Consider the following 20,505-nt stretch of genomic DNA (forward strand, 5'->3'; position numbering starts at 1 on the left):
TCACTCTGCGAAAGTTGAGTAATTAAATATTATTCTAAACAGTGCAACCACTTTTTTAAAAGGTGGTTTTTTCCATTTTTCGTGGCCGATCAAAATTTAGAGGTTATAAATCTCATTGTTATTTCTATTCCGATTCTTCTTTTAATACATCATTTACCTCCCACTATTTTTGACTTTCATTTATTTTACTTAATAAAGTGAAGATGATAAAAGTAAAAGTTCCCACCGGAAGGTATCGTTTGAATGAACCTTGTCTAGTTTGAATAATGAAAACCAAGATATTAATAGTACACCGTATAAGATCACTTTTCTTATCATTTTCGTTTCATCCTTTTAATCATTTTATGTACAGTACGGAATCAATTTCTATAGGGATAAAATTCCTTATATTACCTTTAAATATGCATCATATTTTAAAATAGAGTTGTCATTTACAAAAAAGTGGTGTTTAATAAAAGACATGGTAATTAAATTAAAAATTAAATAATGAATGCAATTTAAGTGCTCAAAGATTCTTTTGAGTTAAAAGGGAAATCGGTGGAAATCCGATGCAGCCCCCGCTACTGTAAGTATGGATGAAATTGTCATATACCACTGGAATAATCCGGGAAGGGACAAGAGTAAGGTGAAGTACAAGCCAGGAGACCTGCTTTAATTGTTGAATTCTAATTCTTCGGAGGGAAGGATGTGGTTTCTAGTGGTACGTCAGATTTTTTGATCGTCTGTTATATTAATTTTGGAACCTTATCTCTTTATCGGGATAAGGTTTTTTTGGTTTTAAAGACAAGGAGGAAATAATGAAAAAACTATTTTTTATTGGTCTATTTTTTGTTTACTTTGCCTTGAATTCACCAAGTGATGCTTCTGCGATGCATATTATGGAAGGTTTTTTGCCTTTAGGTTGGACATTATTTTGGTGGGGGTTGTTTATTCCATTTTTTGTATGGGGCCTTATTCAAATAAAAAGGGTTACGAATGAAAATCCACATTTAAAACTCATGCTTGGAATGGCCGGGGCGTTTGTATTTGTTCTTTCAGCTTTAAAAATACCGTCTGTAACGGGAAGTAGTTCTCATCCGACGGGAGTGGGTCTTGGCTCCGTTCTTTTTGGTCCCCAAGTAATGACAGTATTAGGAACGCTAGTTTTATTTTTTCAAGCTTTACTGCTTGCTCATGGCGGTCTTACGACATTGGGAGCTAATGCTTTTTCTATGGCTGTTGTTGGACCGTTTGTTGGGTATTATTCATACAAACTATTAATAAAACTTGGAAACAAACAATCTATTGCCATCTTTTCGGCTGCATTTCTATCCAATATTACGACCTATTTGTTTACATCCTTTCAATTAGCGTTGGCATTTCCAACTGGAGGGATAGCAGCCGCGTTTATTAAATTTATTTCAATTTTTGCCGTTACTCAACTGCCTCTAGCCATAGTTGAAGGCTTATTAACGGTATTAGTGTGGAATTGGCTCGTAGCCTATAATTCGAAAGATATTCTATTTTTACAGAATTTAAAGAGTGGGGTGGCTAGTAGTGAAAAATAAATGGTTAATCATTTTAGCGATCATAATCACGTTCAGCCCGTTGCTATTTTTAGGTAATGCTGAGTTTTTAGGGGCAGATAGCATTGCAGAAGAACAAATCCAAGTGCTGGCTCCTCATTATGTTCCGTGGTTTTCATCAATATTTGAACCGAAGAGTGGTGAGGTTGAAAGTCTATTATTTGCCTTACAGGCTGCACTTGGCGCCGGATTCATAGGTTATGTCATTGGACTCTTTAAAGGCAGGAAGGAAAGTAGTGCCAAGCAATGAATATCCAGATTGATACGCTCAGCTATAATAGTAGATTTCGAAAGGTGCCCCCCATTTATAAAATCATTTTTACAATATTACTTTGTGTGATGGTCTTTTTATCACATATTCCTGTTCAAATAACAATTTTTCTCGGGGTATTTGTTTTTCTATGTTGCTATGAAAAAATTCCTGTTGGCGTGCTATTGAAATGGATAGCAGTGCCAAGTTTATTTTTATTTGCAAGTATGCCTGCTATTATTCTTCAGGCATCAAATCTAAACGAGATGAACAGTGATATATGGTTATCAATCATTAAAATTGATAACTGGCAGATTTATATATCTGAAAGTGGATTGGGGCTTGCAAAGGCAATCATTTTTAGGTCACTTAGTCTATTGATTTGCGTATTTGCGCTTGTAATGACAACACCGTTTAACGAAATTTTGCATGCTTTACACAAAATGCGCACCCCACAAGTGTTGCTAGATATCCTTGTGGGCATGTACCGGTTTATCTTTATATTTTTACGTTATGCTGGGGAACTTTATATGGTGTTTCAATCACGCGGAGGAAACGTAACGTGGGAACGAACATTTCATAGTGTAGGACTGGTTATCGTCCAATTATTTGTTAAGACCTTTGAAAAGTATAAAAGAATGTTGCTTGTGATGGAATCTAGGGGATTTCATGATCAACTTTATTACGCTGATGAACAAAGGAAATCGGCTCCAAAGAAATTTACAGGAGGTGCCCTCTTTATCCTTTTTATTTTAATAGGATTAGAGTGGTGGTGTAGAGGCAGTTAAAATGACTAGTTTACTTGAATTAAAGAATATTACATTTGCCTATAGCGGCAATGGTCAACCAGCTTTACAAAATTTTTCTATAAAAATACCAAGAGGAAAAAGGTGTGCTCTATTAGGGCATAACGGTTCTGGAAAATCAACGGTTCTTCTATTAGTGAATGGGTTGTTGAAACCTAATGAAGGTAAGATGCTATGGAAGGGAGAGCCGATTGAATTTAAAAGGAAAAGTTTGAAAGATTTTCGCCAAAAAACAGGGCTCCTGTTTCAAAATGCGGATGAAATGTTAATTTCACCGACAGTTTTGGAGGATATATCCTATGGGCTGATTAGTGCGGGCTATAAGGGAGAAGCCCTTCAGAATAAGGTTGGAGAAATATTAAAACGTTATCAGCTTGATCATTTAAAGGATAGACCGATCCATCATTTGAGTTTGGGCGAAAAAAGAAGAGTCGCTTTAGCCGGTATCATGGGGTTGGAACCTGATTTATTGCTAATGGATGAACCGACTACTTACCTTGATCCATCTCAAACAGAGGTTTTTTTAAAAGAAATGAACCGTATTCATCATTCAGGGACAACTGTCGTGATGTCTACCCATGATCTTGACCTTGCCTATGAATGGGCTGATTGGATTTTTGTAATCGAAAAAGGACAACTCATCTTTGAAGGTACACCTGATGAATTGTTTGTGAATGAACGATTTGTTCTCGAAAAAGGTTTATCGATACCATTGTTTTTTCAATTAAAACAATTGTTTGGTACTAAAAATGCATCAAAAGAAGAGGTTTTACTTTTATTAAAAGGCTTGCTTGGAAAAAAGGGGGATTCATAGATGTCAGGTAAATTAATCATCATTGGTTTTGGACCAGGTAGTGTAAAGCATTTTACAGAAAGGGCAAAGGAAGGAATTGCAGAATCGGATTGTATTTTAGGTTATAAGACTTATGTTGACTTGATTGAGGATTTAATAACGGATCAGGAAATTATTAGTACTGGGATGTCTGAGGAGGTTGCGAGAGCCCAAGCTGCTGTCCGCCTTGCCGAAGAGGGTAGAAAGGTTGCGGTTATTTCCAGTGGAGATGCAGGGGTATACGGAATGGCCGGTCTTATTTATGAGGTATTAGCTGAAAAAGGGTGGAAGGCTGAAAATGGTGTGGAGGTAGAAGTGATTCCGGGAATATCCGCTATAAATTCCTGTGCCTCCTTATTAGGGGCTCCGGTCATGCATGATTCCTGCACAATCAGCCTAAGCGACCATTTGACCCCTTGGGAGATAATTGCAAAGCGTGTGGAGGCAGCAGCTTTCGCTGATTTTGTGATTGCTTTATATAATCCGAAAAGTGGTCGCCGAACAAGACAAATTGAAGAGGCTCAAAAAATTCTTTTGAAGTATAGAGAACCTAATACACCTGTAGGTTTAGTAAAAAGTGCTTACCGTGAGCGTGAAAGTGTCGTTGTTACAACGCTCGGAGAGATGCTTGAACACGAGATCGGGATGCTATCAACTGTCATCATTGGAAATTCAAGTACATTTATATATGAAGGAAAAATAATTACACCAAGAGGATATCAACGAAAATACTCATTGGATACTGAAGAACAGCGTTTAAAACTACACGAGAGATTGCAAAAAGAAAATGAACCGTGGGCATTGCATGGCGGCAAGAATAATGAGACTACTTTGTCTATAGCGGAGGAAGCGTTAAATAAACTGAACAAGCAAGTTGCCACCAATTTTGAGAATATTTTCGAAGTTGCTGTAAGTCCTGGAGTAGCAAACAAAAATTTCACCCCACAGCAAATGATGACATTGGCTGAAGTGGTTGGTGACAATGGGACGATTCAATATTCAACGGACCATCAGATTCATTTAACGATACCAACATCAGATCCTGACGAAATCATCGAGAAATTAAGGAATAGTGGTTTATCTCTTTCTCCCGTTGGTGATGTTTTAACCGTCAAGGCTTGTGATTTTTGTGATGGAGAAAAGAAGGATGCCATCCCTATTGCTGAAGAGCTGCATAAAAAGCTAGGAGGTATTGATCTGCCAAAAGAATTAAAGCTTGGTATTAATGGTTGTGGAATGGCATGCTATGGGGCTGTTAAAGAAGACATCGGGCTCGTCCACCGCCAAGGGAAATTTGATTTATTTATTGGTGCTAAACCGGTTGGCCGAACGGCCCATGCCGGACAAATCGTCGAGGAGGGAATTGAACCTTCAAAAGTGGTAAAAATCATCGAAGAAATTATCAATGAATATAAAGAAAAAGGACATCCGGGTGAAAGGTTTTTCAAGTTTTTCAAACGAGTAAAGGCTGTTAGAGGTTATGGATATAAAGACTTTACCCCAAAGATGGAAATAGCAGCAGCACCGTGTGGGGATTAAAGGAGAAAAAAGATGAAAGCTATTTTATTTGTTGGACATGGAAGTAAGGATAAAGAAGGAAATGAGCAAGTTCGAGAGTTTATTAATGAAATGAAGCCGGCCATTGACCCAAGTTTTCTTGTTGAAACATGCTTCTTGGAATTTGAAACTCCGACGGTTGATCAAGGGATCGATACATGTGTGATGAAGGGGGCAAGTCACGTTTATGTCATTCCGATGATGTTATTGCAGGCTGGTCATTCGAAAATTCATATTCCGCATTGTATCGATGAAGCAAAAAAGAAGTATCCACATGTAGAGTTTACATATGGGCGGCCGATTGGTATTCATGATTCAGCCTTAGAAATATGTATAAGTCGACTAGCTGAAATAGGTCTTGATATCGAATCAGGAGATCCGGATACCGCGATCATTTTACTTGGACGTGGCGGCAGTGACCCAGATGCCAATAGTGACCTTTATAAGATTACTAGATTGCTATGGGAGAAATTAAATTCCCCCATTGTTGAACCTGCATTCATGGGGGTAACAACTCCCTTAATAGATGAAGTCATTCATCGTTGTTTATTGCTGGGAGCGAAGAAGATTGTTATTTTACCATATTTCTTATTTACAGGGGTTTTGATTAAAAGATTAGAGAAGATCGTTCAAGGTTACAAAGAGAGGTATAAAGATCACCAATTTGCCTTGGCAGAATATTTTGGTTTTCACGAAAAGCTTCAGGATATTTTAATGGATCGTGTTCAAGAGGCGTTAGACGGTGATGTGAAAATGAATTGTGATACATGTCAGTATCGAATTGGGGTTGCGGAGAACGTTGGTCATCATCACCATCACCATCATGACCATCACGACCATGATAATCATCACCATCATAATCATGGGGATCAAATAAGAAAATAGAGGAATTAGGCTGTGAAAATTTTACAATTAGCAGGAACAAGCGATGCAAGACAGCTTGCCATCGGACTAAAGAGACAGGGGTTTGATGTTCTTACGACGGTGGTAACTTCAAATGCTGCAATCGAGCTTGAAGCATCAGGACTTCAAGTATTAGTTGGAAGATTAACAGACTCGGACCTGTTTCAGTTAATCAAGGAAAGAAAGATCAATATCGTAGTAGATGCTAGTCATCCCTATGCGGAGGAGGCATCCAAGAACGCCATCAAGGCAGCGGAAATGGCTGAAATTCCTTATATCCGCTTTGAAAGACCATCACTACAATTCGAAAATGAACTGATTATCAAGGTAGATTCCTACGTGGAAGCGGCTGAGCTGGCTGCTAAAAAGCAAGGAAATATCATGTTAACAACAGGAAGTAAAACACTACAGACATTTACTGATAAATTACTTTCACTACCAAATATAAGAGTCATAGCGAGAATGCTGCCTAGAAAAGATAATATGGAAAAATGTGAAGGGCTCGGATTGCCACAAAAAAATATTATAGCGATCCAAGGGCCGTTTACAAAGGACTTTAATAAAGCACTTTTTAAACAATTTGATGTGACTTTGATGATAACAAAGGAAAGTGGAAAAGAAGGGGCCGTTGATGAAAAAGTGGAAGCGGCCTCGGAGCTAGGAATTGAAACGATTTTGATAAAAAGACCAAGGATTCAATATGGAATAACCTATTCAACTGTAGAGGACGTAATAAACCATATAAAAGGAGTCGAGAACAATGGAATTTAATACAGAATTTAAGCCACTCACAGTGCAGCCGCAGGAAATTGAGGGAAAAAGCATGGAAATGATTGATGAAGAAATCGGTGAGCATTCGTTTATAGAGGAGCAATGGCCTGTTGTTCAACGCGTGATCCATTCTTCCGCCGATTTTGAACTTGGCAAAAGCATGGTGTTTCATCCGGATGCGGTGCAGGCTGGAATAAAAGCGATCTTAAATGGGGAGCAAATTGTCGCAGATGTACAAATGGTGCAAGCGGGAATCAGTAAGCCTAGATTAAAGAAATTCGGAAGTGATGTTCACGTATTTATTTCCGACCCGGATGTAGTTGACGAAGCAAAGAGCCTGAATACAACTAGAGCCATTATCTCGATGAGAAAAGGGGCTAGAGAAGTAAATGGTGGAATCTATTGTATAGGAAACGCACCAACAGCTCTATTAGAATTAATTCGTTTAGTGAAAGCGGGCGAGGCTAAGCCAAGCCTTATTATTGGGATGCCGGTTGGGTTTGTATCTGCTACAGAATCGAAGGAAGAGCTAGCTAAGCTTGATCTTCCGTTTATTACCAATATAGGCAGAAAAGGCGGTAGCACAGCTGTCGTGGCAGCTTTAAATGCAATTTCAATCATAGCTGATCGGGTATCAAAAGGGTAGATTTCAATGGCATCTACAGATCAACAAGAAAAGAAACCGTTACGACATGGCTATACAACTGGTGCCTGTGCAACAGCAGCTACAAAGGCAGCGTTATTAGCTTTAATAATGGGCAAACCGGTTGAAAAGGTAAAAATATTAATTCCTGCAGGAGAAATCGTCACATTTAACATTGTTCAGTGTAATCTTTCCGAAGATAAGGTCACGGCTGGGGTGATCAAGGATGGCGGCGATGATCCTGATGCAACCCATGGAGCTCTCATCTTATCTACAGTTCAATGGAATGACGAAACGGATTATCAACTGGACGGTGGTATTGGAGTGGGCAGAATCACAAAGCCGGGGCTGCAAATTCCGATTGGTGAAGCTGCCATTAATCCTATTCCGAGAAAGATGATAAAGGAAACGGCAAGGGAAATCATTGAAGAATTTGAAATAAACCGCGGGATTTCAGTCACAATTTCTGTTCCGGATGGCGAAGAAATAGCGAAGAAAACATTAAACGGCCGTCTCGGAGTTATAGGTGGCATTTCTATATTAGGTACGAGAGGGATCGTTGTTCCATTTTCGTCCTCGGCTTATATGGCAAGTATTGTTCAATATATTAAAGTAGCCCGCGCCAATCAATTGGATCATGTTGTCATTACCACTGGCGGGCGCAGTGAAAAATATGCGATGAAATTGTTTCCCTATTTGCCGGAAGAGGCTTTTATCGAAATGGGTGATTTTGTCGGGTTTACGCTTAAGCAATGTAAGAAGCAAGGGGTTAAAAAAGTATCAATGGTAGGGATGATGGGCAAATATTCGAAAATTGCCAATGGCAATATGATGGTCCATGCTAAGGGCTCGAAGGTGGACTTTGAATTTTTAGCTGGAGTTGCTAAGACTTCAGGTGCACCGGAATCTGTTATCAAGGAAATAAGAGAGGCGAATACGGCATCACAGGTTGGAGACCTCATGGTATCCCTTGGGATTACGAGCTTTTTTGAAACACTTTGTCGTTTATGTAATGAATCTGCTCATAAGGAAGTTAAAGGCGGAATGGATATAGAAACAGCACTCTTCACATTAAACGGGGAGTTTTTAGGAAGGGCGATTTTACATGAGTAGTACAATTAAAATGATTGGGATTGGAGATAACGGCAAGGACAGTCTTCTTCCCCTATATGAAGAAATGATCTACGATAGTGAGCTTTTAATAGGAGGCGAAAGGCAGTTAGCTTTTTTTCCGGATTATCAAGGTGAAAAATCAATCATAAAAAGTGGATTAACGAAGCTAGTAAACGAGTTGAAAGAAGAAACGAGAAGAACTGTTATTTTAGCTTCGGGGGATCCGTTATTTTATGGGATTGGCAGCTATTTAGCGAGCAAAATTAATGTGGAAATATACCCATATTTAAGTTCGATCCAATTAGCATTTGCCAAAATGGGCGAACGCTGGCAGGACGCAAAGTTCATTAGTGTTCATGGCAGACCAATGAAAGGATTGGCCCAAAAAATAGATGGGGAAGAAAAGGTAGCCCTACTTACGGATGAAGAAAATAGTCCCGCTAAGATTGCCAAATATCTTTTAAATTATGGGATGACTGAATATTCCGCTTTCGTTACTGAGCATCTTAGTGGAGAAAAAGAACGGTGCCGATATTTTACATTAGAAGAAATGGCAAACGAACAGTTTCTACCTTTAAATGTCGTTATTTTAAAAAGAGTATCAGAAGGACCAACATGGTCTTTCGGAATTGATGATCAAGAGTTTTTCCAACGAAAACCCGACAAGGGACTTATCACCAAAAAGGAAATACGGACACTTTCATTAAGTGCCTTAAAGCTCAAGAAAACCTCCATTGTGTGGGATATCGGGACATGTACGGGATCAGTTGCAATCGAAGCGGCCCGGATTGCCAAGGAGGGAGAAGTCTACGCGATTGAGAAAAATGAACATGATCTAGTTAACTGCTATGAAAATTTGAAAAAATTCCGTACAGATTTAACCGTTGTCCATAAAAAGGCACCAGAAGGTTTAGAGGAATTTCCAAATCCGGATGCTATTTTTATAGGTGGTACGGCTGGGAATATCGATGAGATTTTGGATATTTGCTGCAGCCGATTAAAACCAAATGGCCGGATTGTCTTAAATGTGGTCACGATAGAAAATTTAATGCAGACCGTTCATGCTTTTAAGAAAAATCAATTTCAAGTAGATATTACACTAGCTCAGGTTTCAAAAAGCAAGCCGATATTGGATTTAACACGCTTTGAGGCATTAAATCCGATTTATATCATTACAGCTTCGAAAGATTGAGAGGAGAAAAGGAATGATCGGAACATTATATGGTGTAGGGGTAGGTCCCGGGGATCCGGAGCTTATTACGGTAAAAGCTTTTAGAATATTAAAGGAATCCCCGGTGGTTGCTTATCCAAAGAGCAGAATGGGGAGCAAAAGCTATGCCCACAAGATTATTGATGTGTATATTAATCCAAATGAAAAAGAAATGCTTGGGCTTGTTTTTCCAATGACAAAGGATCAAGCGATACTAGATAAAGAATGGTCGAACACCGCCCAGTTAGTATGGGAGAAGCTCTCAGTAGGAAAAGACGTCGCTTTTGTAACAGAGGGAGATCCGTTGTTGTACAGTACGTTTATCCATATGATGAAGCTTATGAAAAAACGTTATCCTGAAGCAGGAATTAAAATCGTTCCTGGAATATCGTCAGTCAATGGCGCAGCCTCAAGACTTGGATTGCCACTGGCTGATGGAGATGATAAATTCGCGATTGTTCCTGCAACAGACCAATATGAGGAAATGAAAAAAGCCGTACTTGAGCATGACTGTGTCGTTTTTATTAAGGTGGCTAAAGTAATAAAGCCAATGCTAAAACTATTAAAAGAACTAGATTTGTATAATAATGCAGCAGTTGTTACGAAGGTAACGTCTGAAGAGGAAATTATTTGGGATCTGAATGAGTTAGATAACGTTGATTTAGAATACTTATCGTTAATGGTGGTGAGAAAGTGAAGATCTATATTATTGGGGCAGGACCTGGAGATCCTGATTTAATAACGGTAAAAGGACTTAAACTATTGGAAGAGGCGGATGTTGTCATGTATGCCGATTCCTTAGTAAATGAGGAATTAATTCAAAGGTCAAAGTCTGGAGCTGAAATCGTCAAAACGGCCGGCATGCATTTGGAGGAAATGGTTGACTATATGGTTTTACGCGCACAAGAAGGGAAGAAGGTCGTTCGTGTCCATACGGGAGATCCTGCCGTTTACGGTGCGATTATGGAGCAAATCGCCTTATTGAAAAAACAGAATATAGAAGTAGAAATTATTCCTGGCGTCAGCTCTGTATTTGCTTCAGCTGCCAGAGTGGGTGCTGAATTAACCATCCCTGATTTAACGCAGACCGTTATTCTGACAAGAGCGGAAGGAAGAACGCCAGTCCCAAAGTATGAGAAACTAAGAGATCTCGCTAGCCACCAATGTACAATCGCGTTATTTTTAAGTGCCACACTAACGAAGAAAATCGTTCGTGAATTTATAGAAGCGGGTTGGAGTGAAAAGACCCCTGTTGCTGTGGTATATAAAGCAACTTGGCCAGATGAGAAAATTGTTCGAACTACGCTCGAGAATCTTGATGAGGACATGCAAAAAAATGGGATTAGAAAGCAAGCGATGATTTTAGCAGGGTGGGCTCTTGGCGAAGATATTCATGATAAGGATTACCGCTCTAAACTATATGATAAAGCATTTACACATGGATTTAGAAAAGGTGTACTGGAAACATGATTAATGAGAAAAAGGACTATTGCATTATTGCCATTACAAAGCATGGGGTACAACTTGCCCGCGATTTACATGAAAAGTGGCCAGAGGCTAATTTATTTTACATGAGTAAGTTTGAACAAGGGGATGAAAAAGAACGTTCGATCGGAATGTTCTCAGGCAGTGTTCGTTTACAGTTACCTACCTTGTTCGAAAGCTATAAAGGTCTCGTTTTAATAGTTTCATTGGGAGCGGTAGTAAGAATGATAGCCCCACTTTTGAAGGATAAAAAAACGGATCCTGCCATTGTCGTTATCGATGATAAAGGGGAAAATGTAATTAGTGTTCTTTCCGGTCATTTAGGTGGTGCCAATCAATTAACGGAGAAAATAGCCAAAATGATTCATGCAAGGCCTATTATCACAACGGCATCGGATGTGGGCCAAACCATCGCTGTCGATATTTTTGGACGCGAGTTTGGATGGCAATATGAGTCTGATGAGAAGTTAACACCTGTAAGTGCGGCGGTTGTTAATGAAGAAAAGGTTGCCGTCGTCCAGGAATCAGGGGAATTAAATTGGTGGAAATACTCGAAACCACTCCCTTCTAATATTAAAGTTTACGACTCTATTAAACTTGCGAAAAGAGACAACCCGAATGCAGCGTTAGTTATAACACACCGTTTATTAACGGATGAGGAAAAAGACATCCTTGATAACGGTATTCTGTACAGGCCAAAGGTGATTGTACTTGGAATGGGCTGTAATAGAGGGACAAGTGCAGACGAAATTGACGGAGTCATTCATGAAACATTGGCGGAGCTTCAATTTTCTTTAAAAAGTGTTAAAGCCATTTGTACGATTGATTTAAAAAAGGATGAGCAGGGTTTTCTGGATATTATCAATAAATATGGATGGGATTTTATTACATATACTCCGGAAGAGCTAAATCAAGTTGCAATTAGTGATCCATCCGATACGGTCTATAAATACACTGGAGCCTATGGTGTAAGTGAACCTGCGGCACTACTTTATAGTAAAACGAAAAAATTAGAATTAGTGAAGAAAAAATCGGGAAATGTTACGATTTCAGTGGGTATACTGGCAAATGAAAAAGGGAGAGGTTAAGATGTCAGATCGTAGACTCGTAATCGGCGGTACAGGCAGTGGTGTCGGAAAAACAACCTTAACAATTGGACTGATGGCAGCTTTCCAAAAGCGAGGTCTAACTGTACAGGGCTTCAAATGTGGGCCTGACTATATCGATCCTTCCTATCATAGTGCTGTTACTGGTAGAGTTTCCCGTAACATTGATAGCTGGATGATTTCGCATGATTTACTTAAAGATATATTTGCCCGAGGATCTGAGGGTGCAGATATTTCAATTATTGAAGGCGTAATGGGTTTTTATGATGGCAAGGACCCAATAAACAACAGTGGCAGTACAGCTGAGATTAGCATCATTACCGAGTCACCGGTAGTTTTGATTGTAAACTGTGCCAGTATGGCTCGAAGTGCCGCCGCGATTGTAAAAGGGTTTCAACTATTAGAACCGAACGTCAATATTGTAGCCGTTATTGCCAATCGGGTTGGTAGTGAAGGTCACTATAAACTTGTGAAAACAGCGATTGAACAAGAATGTAAAGTGCCGGTAGTCGGCTATTTATTAAAGAACGAAATGATTGAAATACCTGAACGTCATTTGGGGTTAATACCCTCCATTGAAAGAGGAGAACTAGACTCTTTTTTTGATAAACTTGGTGAATTAATTGAAGCAACAGTAGACCTAGATCTTTTATACCAATTGGCAAAAACAAACGAGCTCAAGGAATACTCTACGAATCTTTTTGATAATAAAGCTGAAAAAGGGATTCGGATCGCCATTGCTAAAGATGCCGCCTTTAATTTTTATTATCAAGAAAATCTTGAACTTCTTGAAGCCGAAGGAGCTGAGCTTGTTTACTTTTCCCCATTAAACGGGGAAGGATTGCCTGAGAATATTCACGGTTTATATTTGGGAGGCGGCTTTCCAGAAGAGTTTGCTGAACAGCTTAGTAGTTTAGAAGAAGTTAGAAAATCTATTAAGGATGGAATTGAAAAAGGGCTCCCAACACTGGCTGAGTGCGGCGGGTTTATGTTTTTAACAGAGTCGATTGAAACGAATTCAGGAGATGTTTTTCCAATGGTCGGTCTTATTCCGGGAAAAGTTAAAATGCAAAAAAGGCTGGCTGCTTTAGGTTACCGACAAATAAAAGGGGCAGATAATAATTTTTTGCTGAGTCCCAATTTGGAAGCAAAAGGGCATGAATTTCATTATTCCACCTTCGAGCCAAGTGAACCAATCGGTTATGCCTACGAAACAAAAGGGATGAGAGGGTTAAAAGAGGAAGGCTATATGAACTATAATCTCATCTCAGGGTATACTCATTTTCATTTTGCATCCTGTCCGGAGATGGTCGGAAATTGGATTCGAAAATGTGAGGAGTGGAAGGGAAAATGAAAAAAGCACTTCCAATCATGATTCAAGGTACTCATTCTGATGCTGGAAAAAGCATAATAACGACGGGCCTTTGTAGAATTTTCTATCAAGATGGTTATAAAACAGCCCCATTTAAATCACAAAATATGGCACTTAACTCTTACATAACGTTGGATGGAAAAGAAATCGGCAGAGCCCAAGGTGTTCAGGCAGAGGCAGCTAAGACAATCGCCACAACAGATATGAATCCGATTCTAATTAAACCGACTCGTGACCAGGAGTCACAAATTGTTGTTCATGGGAAACCATATAGAAATATGGAAGCAGGAAGTTATCGGAAAGATTTTTTTGAAACAGGACTGCAATTGATTAAAGATTCCTACGCAAAGCTTTCAGAAAACTATGATCGAATTGTCATTGAGGGGGCAGGGAGCCCTGCGGAAATCAATTTAAATGATCGAGAGCTTGTTAATATGCGTGTTGCGAACTTGACCAATGCTCCGGTTATTTTAGTTGGAGATATTGAAAAGGGTGGTGTTTTTGCCAGTTTAGTAGGTACCTTGCAGCTTCTTTCCGAGGAAGACCGTAAACGGGTAATCGGAGTCATCATCAATAAATTCCGTGGTGACTTATCGCTATTAACTCCAGGTCTTGATTGGTTTGAAGCATATACGGGGGTTCCTATTTTAGGGGTGATTCCTTATATTCATAATCTTACTATAGATGCCGAGGATTCGGTTGCTTTAAATCGATACTCCCATGAAGAGGATCCTACAAAGGAAATCGATATTGCGGTCGTTCGTTATCCGATGATTTCAAACTTTACAGATATTGATCCGTTCATTCGTGAGCCAGACTGTCATGTTCGCTTTATAACGAAGCCTGAACAATTAAAGCAACCAGATATTATTATTCTTCCTGGAAGTAAGAATACGATTGAAGATTTGAGATTTTTAAAAGAAACAGGGTTAATGGGCAAAATTATTTCCGTTTATAAGAGCGGAAGAACAAAAGTAGTTGGCATTTGCGGTGGATATCAAATGTTGGGAGAATCCATCACGGATCCGAATCATATCGAATCAAGTATTTCTTTTGAAACAGGTTTGCAGTTATTACCGATACAAACAACGATTACAAAAGAGAAAACGACCACTTTATCGGAGGGTCTTATAAGTTTTGGTGGCTTTGATATTCTAGTAGAAGGCTATGAAATACATATGGGACAGTCTACATATGGGGATTCCTATACTCCGTTGATTGTAATCAAGGATCGATCTGATGGTTGTGTTAGTAACAACGGAAGCGTTATGGGAACGTATTTCCATGGTATTTTCCATAATGATTTATTTAGAGAGAAATTTATTAATGAAGTGCGAAAAATGAAAGGACTTGAAGCTGTACATGGGCGTATCTCTTTTAATCAACTTAGAGAAGATGCCTTCGACCATCTTGCAAGTCATATTAGAGAGCATGTGAAGTTAGATTATATTTATAAAAAAATGGAAGAATTTCAAACAAGAGGTGTATCGAAATGACAATCGAAACCAAGTATTCAAATATTCCAAGCATAGATGCCGAGATGGGGAAGAAAGTATTTAATTATATTCAAACTTTAACAAAGCCGGTTGGAAGCCTCGGTAGATTAGAGGAACTGGCAGTTCAGTTGGGAGAAATAACTAGCAATCCTTTTCCGACAGTTACTCCTCCGGGAATATTAGTGTTTGCTGCTGACCACGGTGTCGCGGTTGAGGGAGTATCCGCTTATCCAAAGGAAGTAACAGCTCAAATGGTCCTCAATTTCCTTGGTGGTGGTGCAGGTATCAATGTGTTTGGGAGACAAATAGGTGCAATCCAAAGAGTAATCGATATTGGTGTTGCAAGTGATATAGAAGAACCAGGAGTCATTCAAAAAAAGGTCCGGTACGGAACAGGGAACTTTTTGGTTGAAGAGGCGATGACAAGAAACGAGGTTGAACAAGCACTCGAAATCGGTTTTAGTCAATGTGAAGAGGTTATCCAAGAAGGTGCCAAATGTATCATCTTAGGTGAACTTGGAATTGGTAATACAACAACAAGCAGTGCGATGTTAGCAGCACTTAACGGAGTAGATTCTGTAGGTGATTTGATTGGAAGAGGAACAGGTATATCGGATGAAAAGTTACTCCTGAAGCAACAGGTAATTGAAAAAGCTTTAGCTGAAAGAAAGCCAAATCCATCGGATCCAATTGATGTTCTTTCAAAGGTGGGTGGACTTGAAATTGCTGGAATGGCAGGGGCGATGCTGGCAGCAGCCCAAAATAGAGTGCCAATTCTTGTTGATGGGTTTATTTCAACGATTTCAGCATTGGTCGCAAAAGCAATAAATCCTGCCGCTGGAGACTATATGATTGTAGGTCATCGCTCTGCAGAACCTGGCCACTTGCTGGCACTACAACTATTAGAAAAACAACCATTAATAGATTTAGGGATGCGATTGGGAGAAGGAACTGGTGCAGCCGTTGCCTTTCCAATTCTTCAATCTGCAACATTAATGATAAAAGAAATGGCTACTTTCGAGTCAGCTGGAGTTTCGAGCAAAGAGTAAGAGTATGGGAGAGAGTCGCCTGAAAAATTATCCGATTACTTTAAAGCTTGCAGGTAAGCAAGTTGTCGTGATAGGTGGGGGAACGGTAGCCGAAAGAAAGATTCATAATTTACTTGATACGGGAGCCGTTATAAACGTTATAAGTCCAGTTGCTACCGCCACCATCCAATCATGGCTGGCAACCACGAAAATAAACTGGAAAAAGAAATACTTCGAAGATGATGATATTAAGGATGCGCTTCTCATAGTTGCTGCAACAAATGAAAGAACTGTTAATCAGCGGGTTTTAAAGGCTAGTAGGCCGCATCAGTTAATTAACGTTGTTGATGATCCAGAGGGAAGTAATTTTTTTGTTCCCTCTACATTGCATCGAGGGAAACTATCGATATCAGTTTCAACCTCAGGAGCAAGTCCAGGTCTTGCAAAAAAAATCGTGAAAGAATTGGCCAGTAAATATGATGAGGATTATGAGGAATATCTTGATTTTCTCTTTGAAACTCGTAGATTCATTCAAAAAAACATCTCGAACCTAAAAGAAAGAACGGAATTGCTCACACAGCTCCTTGATGAGCGATTTCTATCTTTAACAATAGAGCAGCAATACGAGAAAAGGGATCAACTAATAAATAAGTTAATGTTGAAAAGGAGGGATTCAGAATGAAAAAAGGAAAAGTTTTTCTTGTTGGTGCAGGTCCGGGGGATATTAAACTAATGACCTTATATGGTATGGAATGTATCAAAAAGGCTGATGTAATTGCTTATGATCGTTTAATAAACAAAGAGCTGTTATCCTACGCAAAAGAGGGGGCAGAGCTGATATACGTTGGCAAGTTACCCGGTAAACATGCATTAATACAAGAAGAGATTCATGATTTATTAATTGAAAAAGCCAAAAGTGGGAAAAGTGTTACGAGGTTAAAAGGTGGAGATCCTTGTGTTTTTGGGAGAGTTGGGGAAGAAGCTGAGGTGTTGGCCGAGCACGGAATCCCGTTTGAAATCGTTCCTGGAGTGACCTCTGGAATAGCTGCTCCTGCCTATGCGGGAATACCAGTCACTCACCGTGACTACGCTACTTCCTTTACGATTGTTACGGGACACGCTAAAGAAGATAATGGAGTGGCTGGAATTAATTGGTCAGCCTTGGCCGGGGGTAGTGACACGATTGCTTTTTATATGGGAGTTGCCAACTTATCCCAAATTTGTGCTAAACTTATACAGCATGGTAAAAGTCCGACCACACCGGTTGCGGTTATCCAGTGGGGGACAACAGAATTACAGCATACCGTGACAGGTGACTTATCAACAATAGAGGAAATTGTAGATAAAGCCGGTATTAGCCATCCTGCGATCATTGTCGTTGGTGAGGTTGTTAGGTTAAGAGAAAAAATTAAGTGGTTTCAGGAACAAGGGGAAGGAGAGGTTGTAAAATGAGTAAATCTAATGGATTAGTTCTAGTATATACAGGAGATGGCAAAGGGAAAACGACTGCGGCCCTCGGCTTGGCAGTTCGTGCAACAGGAAGAGGAAAAAAAGTTTTGATGGTCCAATTCATTAAATCACCGGAGCGAACATATGGAGAACAGCTTGCATTAGAGAAAATTGGTATTGAGATTTATCAAAAAGGTTCTGGTTTTACATGGACAAAGACTCCAGAGGAACATCGTGAAGCGCTAAAAAATGCATGGGCATTTGTAAAGGAAAAAGTCTCAAGTGGGTCCTATGATGTGTTAATATTAGATGAGATTAATAATGCTCTAGCGATCGATACATTCCCTATTGACGATGTTCTTCCATTAAAGGAAGTCCTTGATTTTATTGAGAAGTATCGTGGAACGATGCATATTGTTTTAACAGGAAGAGCTGCAAAGAATGAAATTATTGAAGCGGCAGATTTAGTCACGGAAATGAAACCAATTAAGCATTATTATGATGAAGGAATTCCGGCAGTGAAGGGAATTGAATTTTAATGGCAATCATTGAAAAGCATGGCCATGGCGGAGATCTATTAACGGCACAAAACCTTTTTGGTATACCTCAAGACCAGATTCTTGATTTTAGTGCCAATATTAATCCCTTTGGCCCACCGGAAAGTGCGATGAAGGCCATCATAGATAACATACATACTATTGTTCATTATCCGGATCCGGTTCATCGCTGCTTAAGTACTAGGCTTGCCGAAAAGCTAAGTATTTCAGAAGAACAGCTAGTGATCGGGAATGGGGCTGCTGAATGTATGGCACTCGTTCTACTTGCCCTTCAGCCCAAATTAGTTGGTATTGTCTACCCATCTTTTTCAGAATATACAACCTTATCTAGTACATTGGGTGCAACGATTGAGCCGTGTTTTGGTTGTATAGAAAATAATTTTAAACCAGAAATGTCTGATTTATATCAGTTACTAGATAAAGTAGATTTAGTTTTTATCGGTCAACCGAATAATCCGACCGGTATTCTATATACGAAGGAAGAGCTAAGAAGCCTAGCAATGCAAGCCAGGAATACGAATACATATCTTGTTATCGATGAAGCGTTTATCGACTTTGTTCCTGTTCAGGAGAATTATACGATTTTAGATGAATTGAATCATTTTCCAAATATTATTATCATAAGATCGATGACTAAATTTTATGCGATTCCGGGTCTGCGCTTGGGCTATTCGATTTGTTCGGAGGAAGTGGCACTCCTGCTTAAGAGGAAGCAAGTAACTTGGAGTGTAAATAGTCTTGCATTGATCGCGGGTGAAGCATGCCTTCAGGAAAGTGGATATGCAGAAAAAACAATCGCGTTTATTGAAAGTGAAAGAGCTTATTTAATAGAAAGACTTGAAAAAGAGTTTAATTTTACGGTATTACCTAGTACGGCTAATTTTCTATTAGTAAGACTTCCGGCTTCAATGACGGCAAATGAGTTGCAATCAAAAATGGGGCAGCATGGAATTATGATTCGTTCCTGCTCGATGTACCCGGGACTATCAGAGCGGGATTTCCGTATTGCTGTTCGTACAAGGAAAGAAAATAATCAATTTCTTGAGGTACTAGAGAAAGTTGTTAAGAATTGGGGCGAAATAAAATGACAATAACTCTTGTAACCGGAGGAGTTCGCTCAGGGAAAAGTAGATTTGCTGAAACGCAGGCCAAAGAGGTAAGCCCCTCTGTTTTATATGTTGCCTTTGGAGTAAGTATTGACCATGAAATGGAACAAAGAATTAATAAACATCAGATTAGGCGTCCAAAGGAATGGGGATTACTAGAGGAACCATATAATCTGCTTAACGGAATTCACAGCTATCAATCTTATGATTGTATTCTGGTAGATAGTATAGAAACATGGGTATCTAATCAATGTATTCGAATTCCCGAGGATCAGCTAAAAAACCCCGAATATTTGGCTGCGATTTTGCAAGAAACAAAAGAATGGTTAGTCCATATATCTGAGATTAATTGTTCCATTATTATCGTGACGAGCGAAACAGGCTTAGGAGGCGTGGCCATGTCCCCGCTTGGACGCTTTTTTCAAGATGTATTGGGAGAAATCAACCAACTTATTGCCGAACAAGCGGACGAGGTGTATGCGGTTATGTCTGGGATACCTTTGAGGATCAAGCCATGTTGAAGCCTTTGTTCAGTGCCATAGCTTTTTTATCTAGAATTCCGATTCCAAATATTTCTTTTACAAAAGAAAATTGGGAAAAAAGCCCCGCTTACTATCCGATTGTTGGTGTCATTATTGGTGTTTTCCTATTATTAGTAGCCAAAGGGCTTCACTTTTTCTTACCGGAAACGATCACAGCCTTTTGTATCGTGTTGTTTTGGATTTTTCTTACCGGTGGACTACATCTAGATGGCTGGATGGATTTAGCGGATGGGCTAGGAAGCAGTCGAACGCGCGAGCAAATGCTTGAAATAATGAAGGATAGCCGAGTTGGCGCTATGGGTGTCATTGCTGCGATTTTATTGATTGGTGGTAAAATGATTGTTACCTATGAATTAATAAAGCAGGGGGTAGTTATACCACTTCTGCTTGCACCGTTATTAGGAAGATTTATTATTTTACCTGCTATTAAATATTGGCCGTATCGCCAAAATGGTATCGCTGACGGATTAGGAAAATATATTTCCCATTTTACGATATTATTTCATTCACTATGGATTTTGCTCCTGACCTATTATTTAGTTGATTTGATGGGAGTCATCGTTATTTTAGTGTCCGCTTTATTAAACTTTCTATTTTTAGTTAATATTTATAAAAAACTTAAGGTATTAACTGGTGACTGTTATGGTGCGATCATTGAATGGGCTGAGGTTAATTTTCTGTTTTTATATCTATTAATTGGAAGGATTTTATAGT

General features: G+C 39.3%; 22 protein-coding genes and 1 riboswitch. All 22 genes read left to right on the top strand.

Annotated features, from left to right (window positions below; genetic code table 11):
* Positions 1-482 precede the first annotated feature (482 nt).
* A riboswitch (cobalamin riboswitch) is annotated at positions 483-668 on the top strand.
* Positions 669-797: 129 nt separating this feature from the next.
* Genes BAZO_RS13595 through cobS form a run of 22 tightly spaced genes read left to right on the top strand, consistent with a single transcriptional unit; the run spans position 798 to position 20,504 of the window.
* The gene (locus BAZO_RS13595) at positions 798-1,547 is read left to right on the top strand and encodes an energy-coupling factor ABC transporter permease (protein WP_003332149.1); all 750 of its coding nucleotides are present in this window, start codon (positions 798-800) and stop codon (positions 1,545-1,547) included.
* Positions 1,537-1,815: an energy-coupling factor ABC transporter substrate-binding protein gene (locus tag BAZO_RS13600; RefSeq protein WP_003332150.1), complete on the top strand. Its 279-nt coding sequence runs from the start codon at positions 1,537-1,539 to the stop codon at positions 1,813-1,815. Before BAZO_RS13595 ends, BAZO_RS13600 begins: the two co-directional genes overlap by 11 nt.
* A complete protein-coding gene (gene cbiQ / locus BAZO_RS13605) occupies positions 1,812-2,603 on the top strand; it encodes a cobalt ECF transporter T component CbiQ (RefSeq protein ID WP_003332151.1) in 792 nt (263 codons plus the stop codon). The genes BAZO_RS13600 and cbiQ overlap by 4 nt, the downstream gene beginning before the upstream one ends.
* 1 nt (position 2,604) lies before the next feature.
* Positions 2,605-3,435, top strand: coding sequence for an energy-coupling factor ABC transporter ATP-binding protein (locus BAZO_RS13610; protein ID WP_003332152.1), 831 nt, complete (start codon positions 2,605-2,607; stop codon positions 3,433-3,435).
* Positions 3,436-4,992, top strand: coding sequence for a precorrin-3B C(17)-methyltransferase (gene cobJ / locus BAZO_RS13615; protein WP_003332153.1), 1,557 nt, complete (start codon positions 3,436-3,438; stop codon positions 4,990-4,992).
* 12 nt (positions 4,993-5,004) lie between these two features.
* On the top strand, positions 5,005-5,895 hold the full coding sequence (locus BAZO_RS13620; protein WP_003332155.1) for a sirohydrochlorin chelatase: 891 nt from the start codon (positions 5,005-5,007) through the stop codon (positions 5,893-5,895).
* 12 nt (positions 5,896-5,907) lie between these two features.
* A complete protein-coding gene (cobK, locus tag BAZO_RS13625) occupies positions 5,908-6,684 on the top strand; it encodes a precorrin-6A reductase (RefSeq protein WP_003332156.1) in 777 nt (258 codons plus the stop codon).
* The gene (locus BAZO_RS13630) at positions 6,674-7,330 is read left to right on the top strand and encodes a precorrin-8X methylmutase (RefSeq protein WP_003332157.1); all 657 of its coding nucleotides are present in this window, start codon (positions 6,674-6,676) and stop codon (positions 7,328-7,330) included. Before cobK ends, BAZO_RS13630 begins: the two co-directional genes overlap by 11 nt.
* Before the next feature lie 6 nt (positions 7,331-7,336).
* Positions 7,337-8,440, top strand: coding sequence for a cobalt-precorrin-5B (C(1))-methyltransferase (locus BAZO_RS13635; RefSeq protein ID WP_003332158.1), 1,104 nt, complete (start codon positions 7,337-7,339; stop codon positions 8,438-8,440).
* Positions 8,433-9,632, top strand: a complete 1,200-nt coding sequence (locus BAZO_RS13640) for a bifunctional cobalt-precorrin-7 (C(5))-methyltransferase/cobalt-precorrin-6B (C(15))-methyltransferase (protein WP_003332159.1) — start codon at positions 8,433-8,435, stop codon at positions 9,630-9,632. The genes BAZO_RS13635 and BAZO_RS13640 overlap by 8 nt, the downstream gene beginning before the upstream one ends.
* A gap of 13 nt (positions 9,633-9,645) precedes the next feature.
* Complete coding sequence (cobI, locus tag BAZO_RS13645; RefSeq protein ID WP_003332160.1) at positions 9,646-10,347, top strand: precorrin-2 C(20)-methyltransferase; 702 nt, start codon at positions 9,646-9,648, stop codon at positions 10,345-10,347.
* Positions 10,344-11,120, top strand: a complete 777-nt coding sequence (cobM, locus tag BAZO_RS13650) for a precorrin-4 C(11)-methyltransferase (protein ID WP_003332161.1) — start codon at positions 10,344-10,346, stop codon at positions 11,118-11,120. Before cobI ends, cobM begins: the two co-directional genes overlap by 4 nt.
* The gene (locus BAZO_RS13655; RefSeq protein ID WP_003332162.1) at positions 11,117-12,223 is read left to right on the top strand and encodes a cobalt-precorrin 5A hydrolase; all 1,107 of its coding nucleotides are present in this window, start codon (positions 11,117-11,119) and stop codon (positions 12,221-12,223) included. Before cobM ends, BAZO_RS13655 begins: the two co-directional genes overlap by 4 nt.
* A gap of 1 nt (position 12,224) precedes the next feature.
* Positions 12,225-13,595, top strand: a complete 1,371-nt coding sequence (locus BAZO_RS13660; RefSeq protein WP_003332164.1) for a cobyrinic acid a,c-diamide synthase CobB — start codon at positions 12,225-12,227, stop codon at positions 13,593-13,595.
* Positions 13,592-15,109 carry a cobyric acid synthase gene (locus tag BAZO_RS13665; protein ID WP_003332165.1) on the top strand — a complete coding sequence of 506 codons (1,518 nt, stop codon included), beginning with the start codon at positions 13,592-13,594 and terminating at the stop codon, positions 15,107-15,109. Before BAZO_RS13660 ends, BAZO_RS13665 begins: the two co-directional genes overlap by 4 nt.
* Complete coding sequence (gene cobT, locus BAZO_RS13670; RefSeq protein ID WP_003332166.1) at positions 15,106-16,158, top strand: nicotinate-nucleotide--dimethylbenzimidazole phosphoribosyltransferase; 1,053 nt, start codon at positions 15,106-15,108, stop codon at positions 16,156-16,158. Before BAZO_RS13665 ends, cobT begins: the two co-directional genes overlap by 4 nt.
* Before the next feature lie 4 nt (positions 16,159-16,162).
* Positions 16,163-16,819: an NAD(P)-binding protein gene (locus BAZO_RS13675; protein WP_003332167.1), complete on the top strand. Its 657-nt coding sequence runs from the start codon at positions 16,163-16,165 to the stop codon at positions 16,817-16,819.
* A complete protein-coding gene (gene cobA, locus BAZO_RS13680) occupies positions 16,816-17,589 on the top strand; it encodes a uroporphyrinogen-III C-methyltransferase (RefSeq protein ID WP_003332168.1) in 774 nt (257 codons plus the stop codon). Before BAZO_RS13675 ends, cobA begins: the two co-directional genes overlap by 4 nt.
* A complete protein-coding gene (cobO, locus tag BAZO_RS13685; RefSeq protein WP_003332169.1) occupies positions 17,586-18,125 on the top strand; it encodes a cob(I)yrinic acid a,c-diamide adenosyltransferase in 540 nt (179 codons plus the stop codon). The genes cobA and cobO overlap by 4 nt, the downstream gene beginning before the upstream one ends.
* Entirely contained in the window at positions 18,125-19,231 is a 1,107-nt protein-coding gene (cobD, locus tag BAZO_RS13690; protein WP_003332170.1) for a threonine-phosphate decarboxylase CobD, read from the top strand. The genes cobO and cobD overlap by 1 nt, the downstream gene beginning before the upstream one ends.
* On the top strand, positions 19,228-19,770 hold the full coding sequence (gene cobU / locus BAZO_RS13695; RefSeq protein ID WP_003332171.1) for a bifunctional adenosylcobinamide kinase/adenosylcobinamide-phosphate guanylyltransferase: 543 nt from the start codon (positions 19,228-19,230) through the stop codon (positions 19,768-19,770). The genes cobD and cobU overlap by 4 nt, the downstream gene beginning before the upstream one ends.
* Positions 19,764-20,504, top strand: a complete 741-nt coding sequence (cobS, locus tag BAZO_RS13700; protein ID WP_003332172.1) for an adenosylcobinamide-GDP ribazoletransferase — start codon at positions 19,764-19,766, stop codon at positions 20,502-20,504. Before cobU ends, cobS begins: the two co-directional genes overlap by 7 nt.
* The last annotated feature ends 1 nt before the right edge of the window (position 20,505 follow it).

It is taken from the genome of Schinkia azotoformans LMG 9581, from assembly GCF_000307855.1.
GTDB classification, from domain to species: domain Bacteria; phylum Bacillota; class Bacilli; order Bacillales; family Bacillaceae_J; genus Schinkia; species Schinkia azotoformans.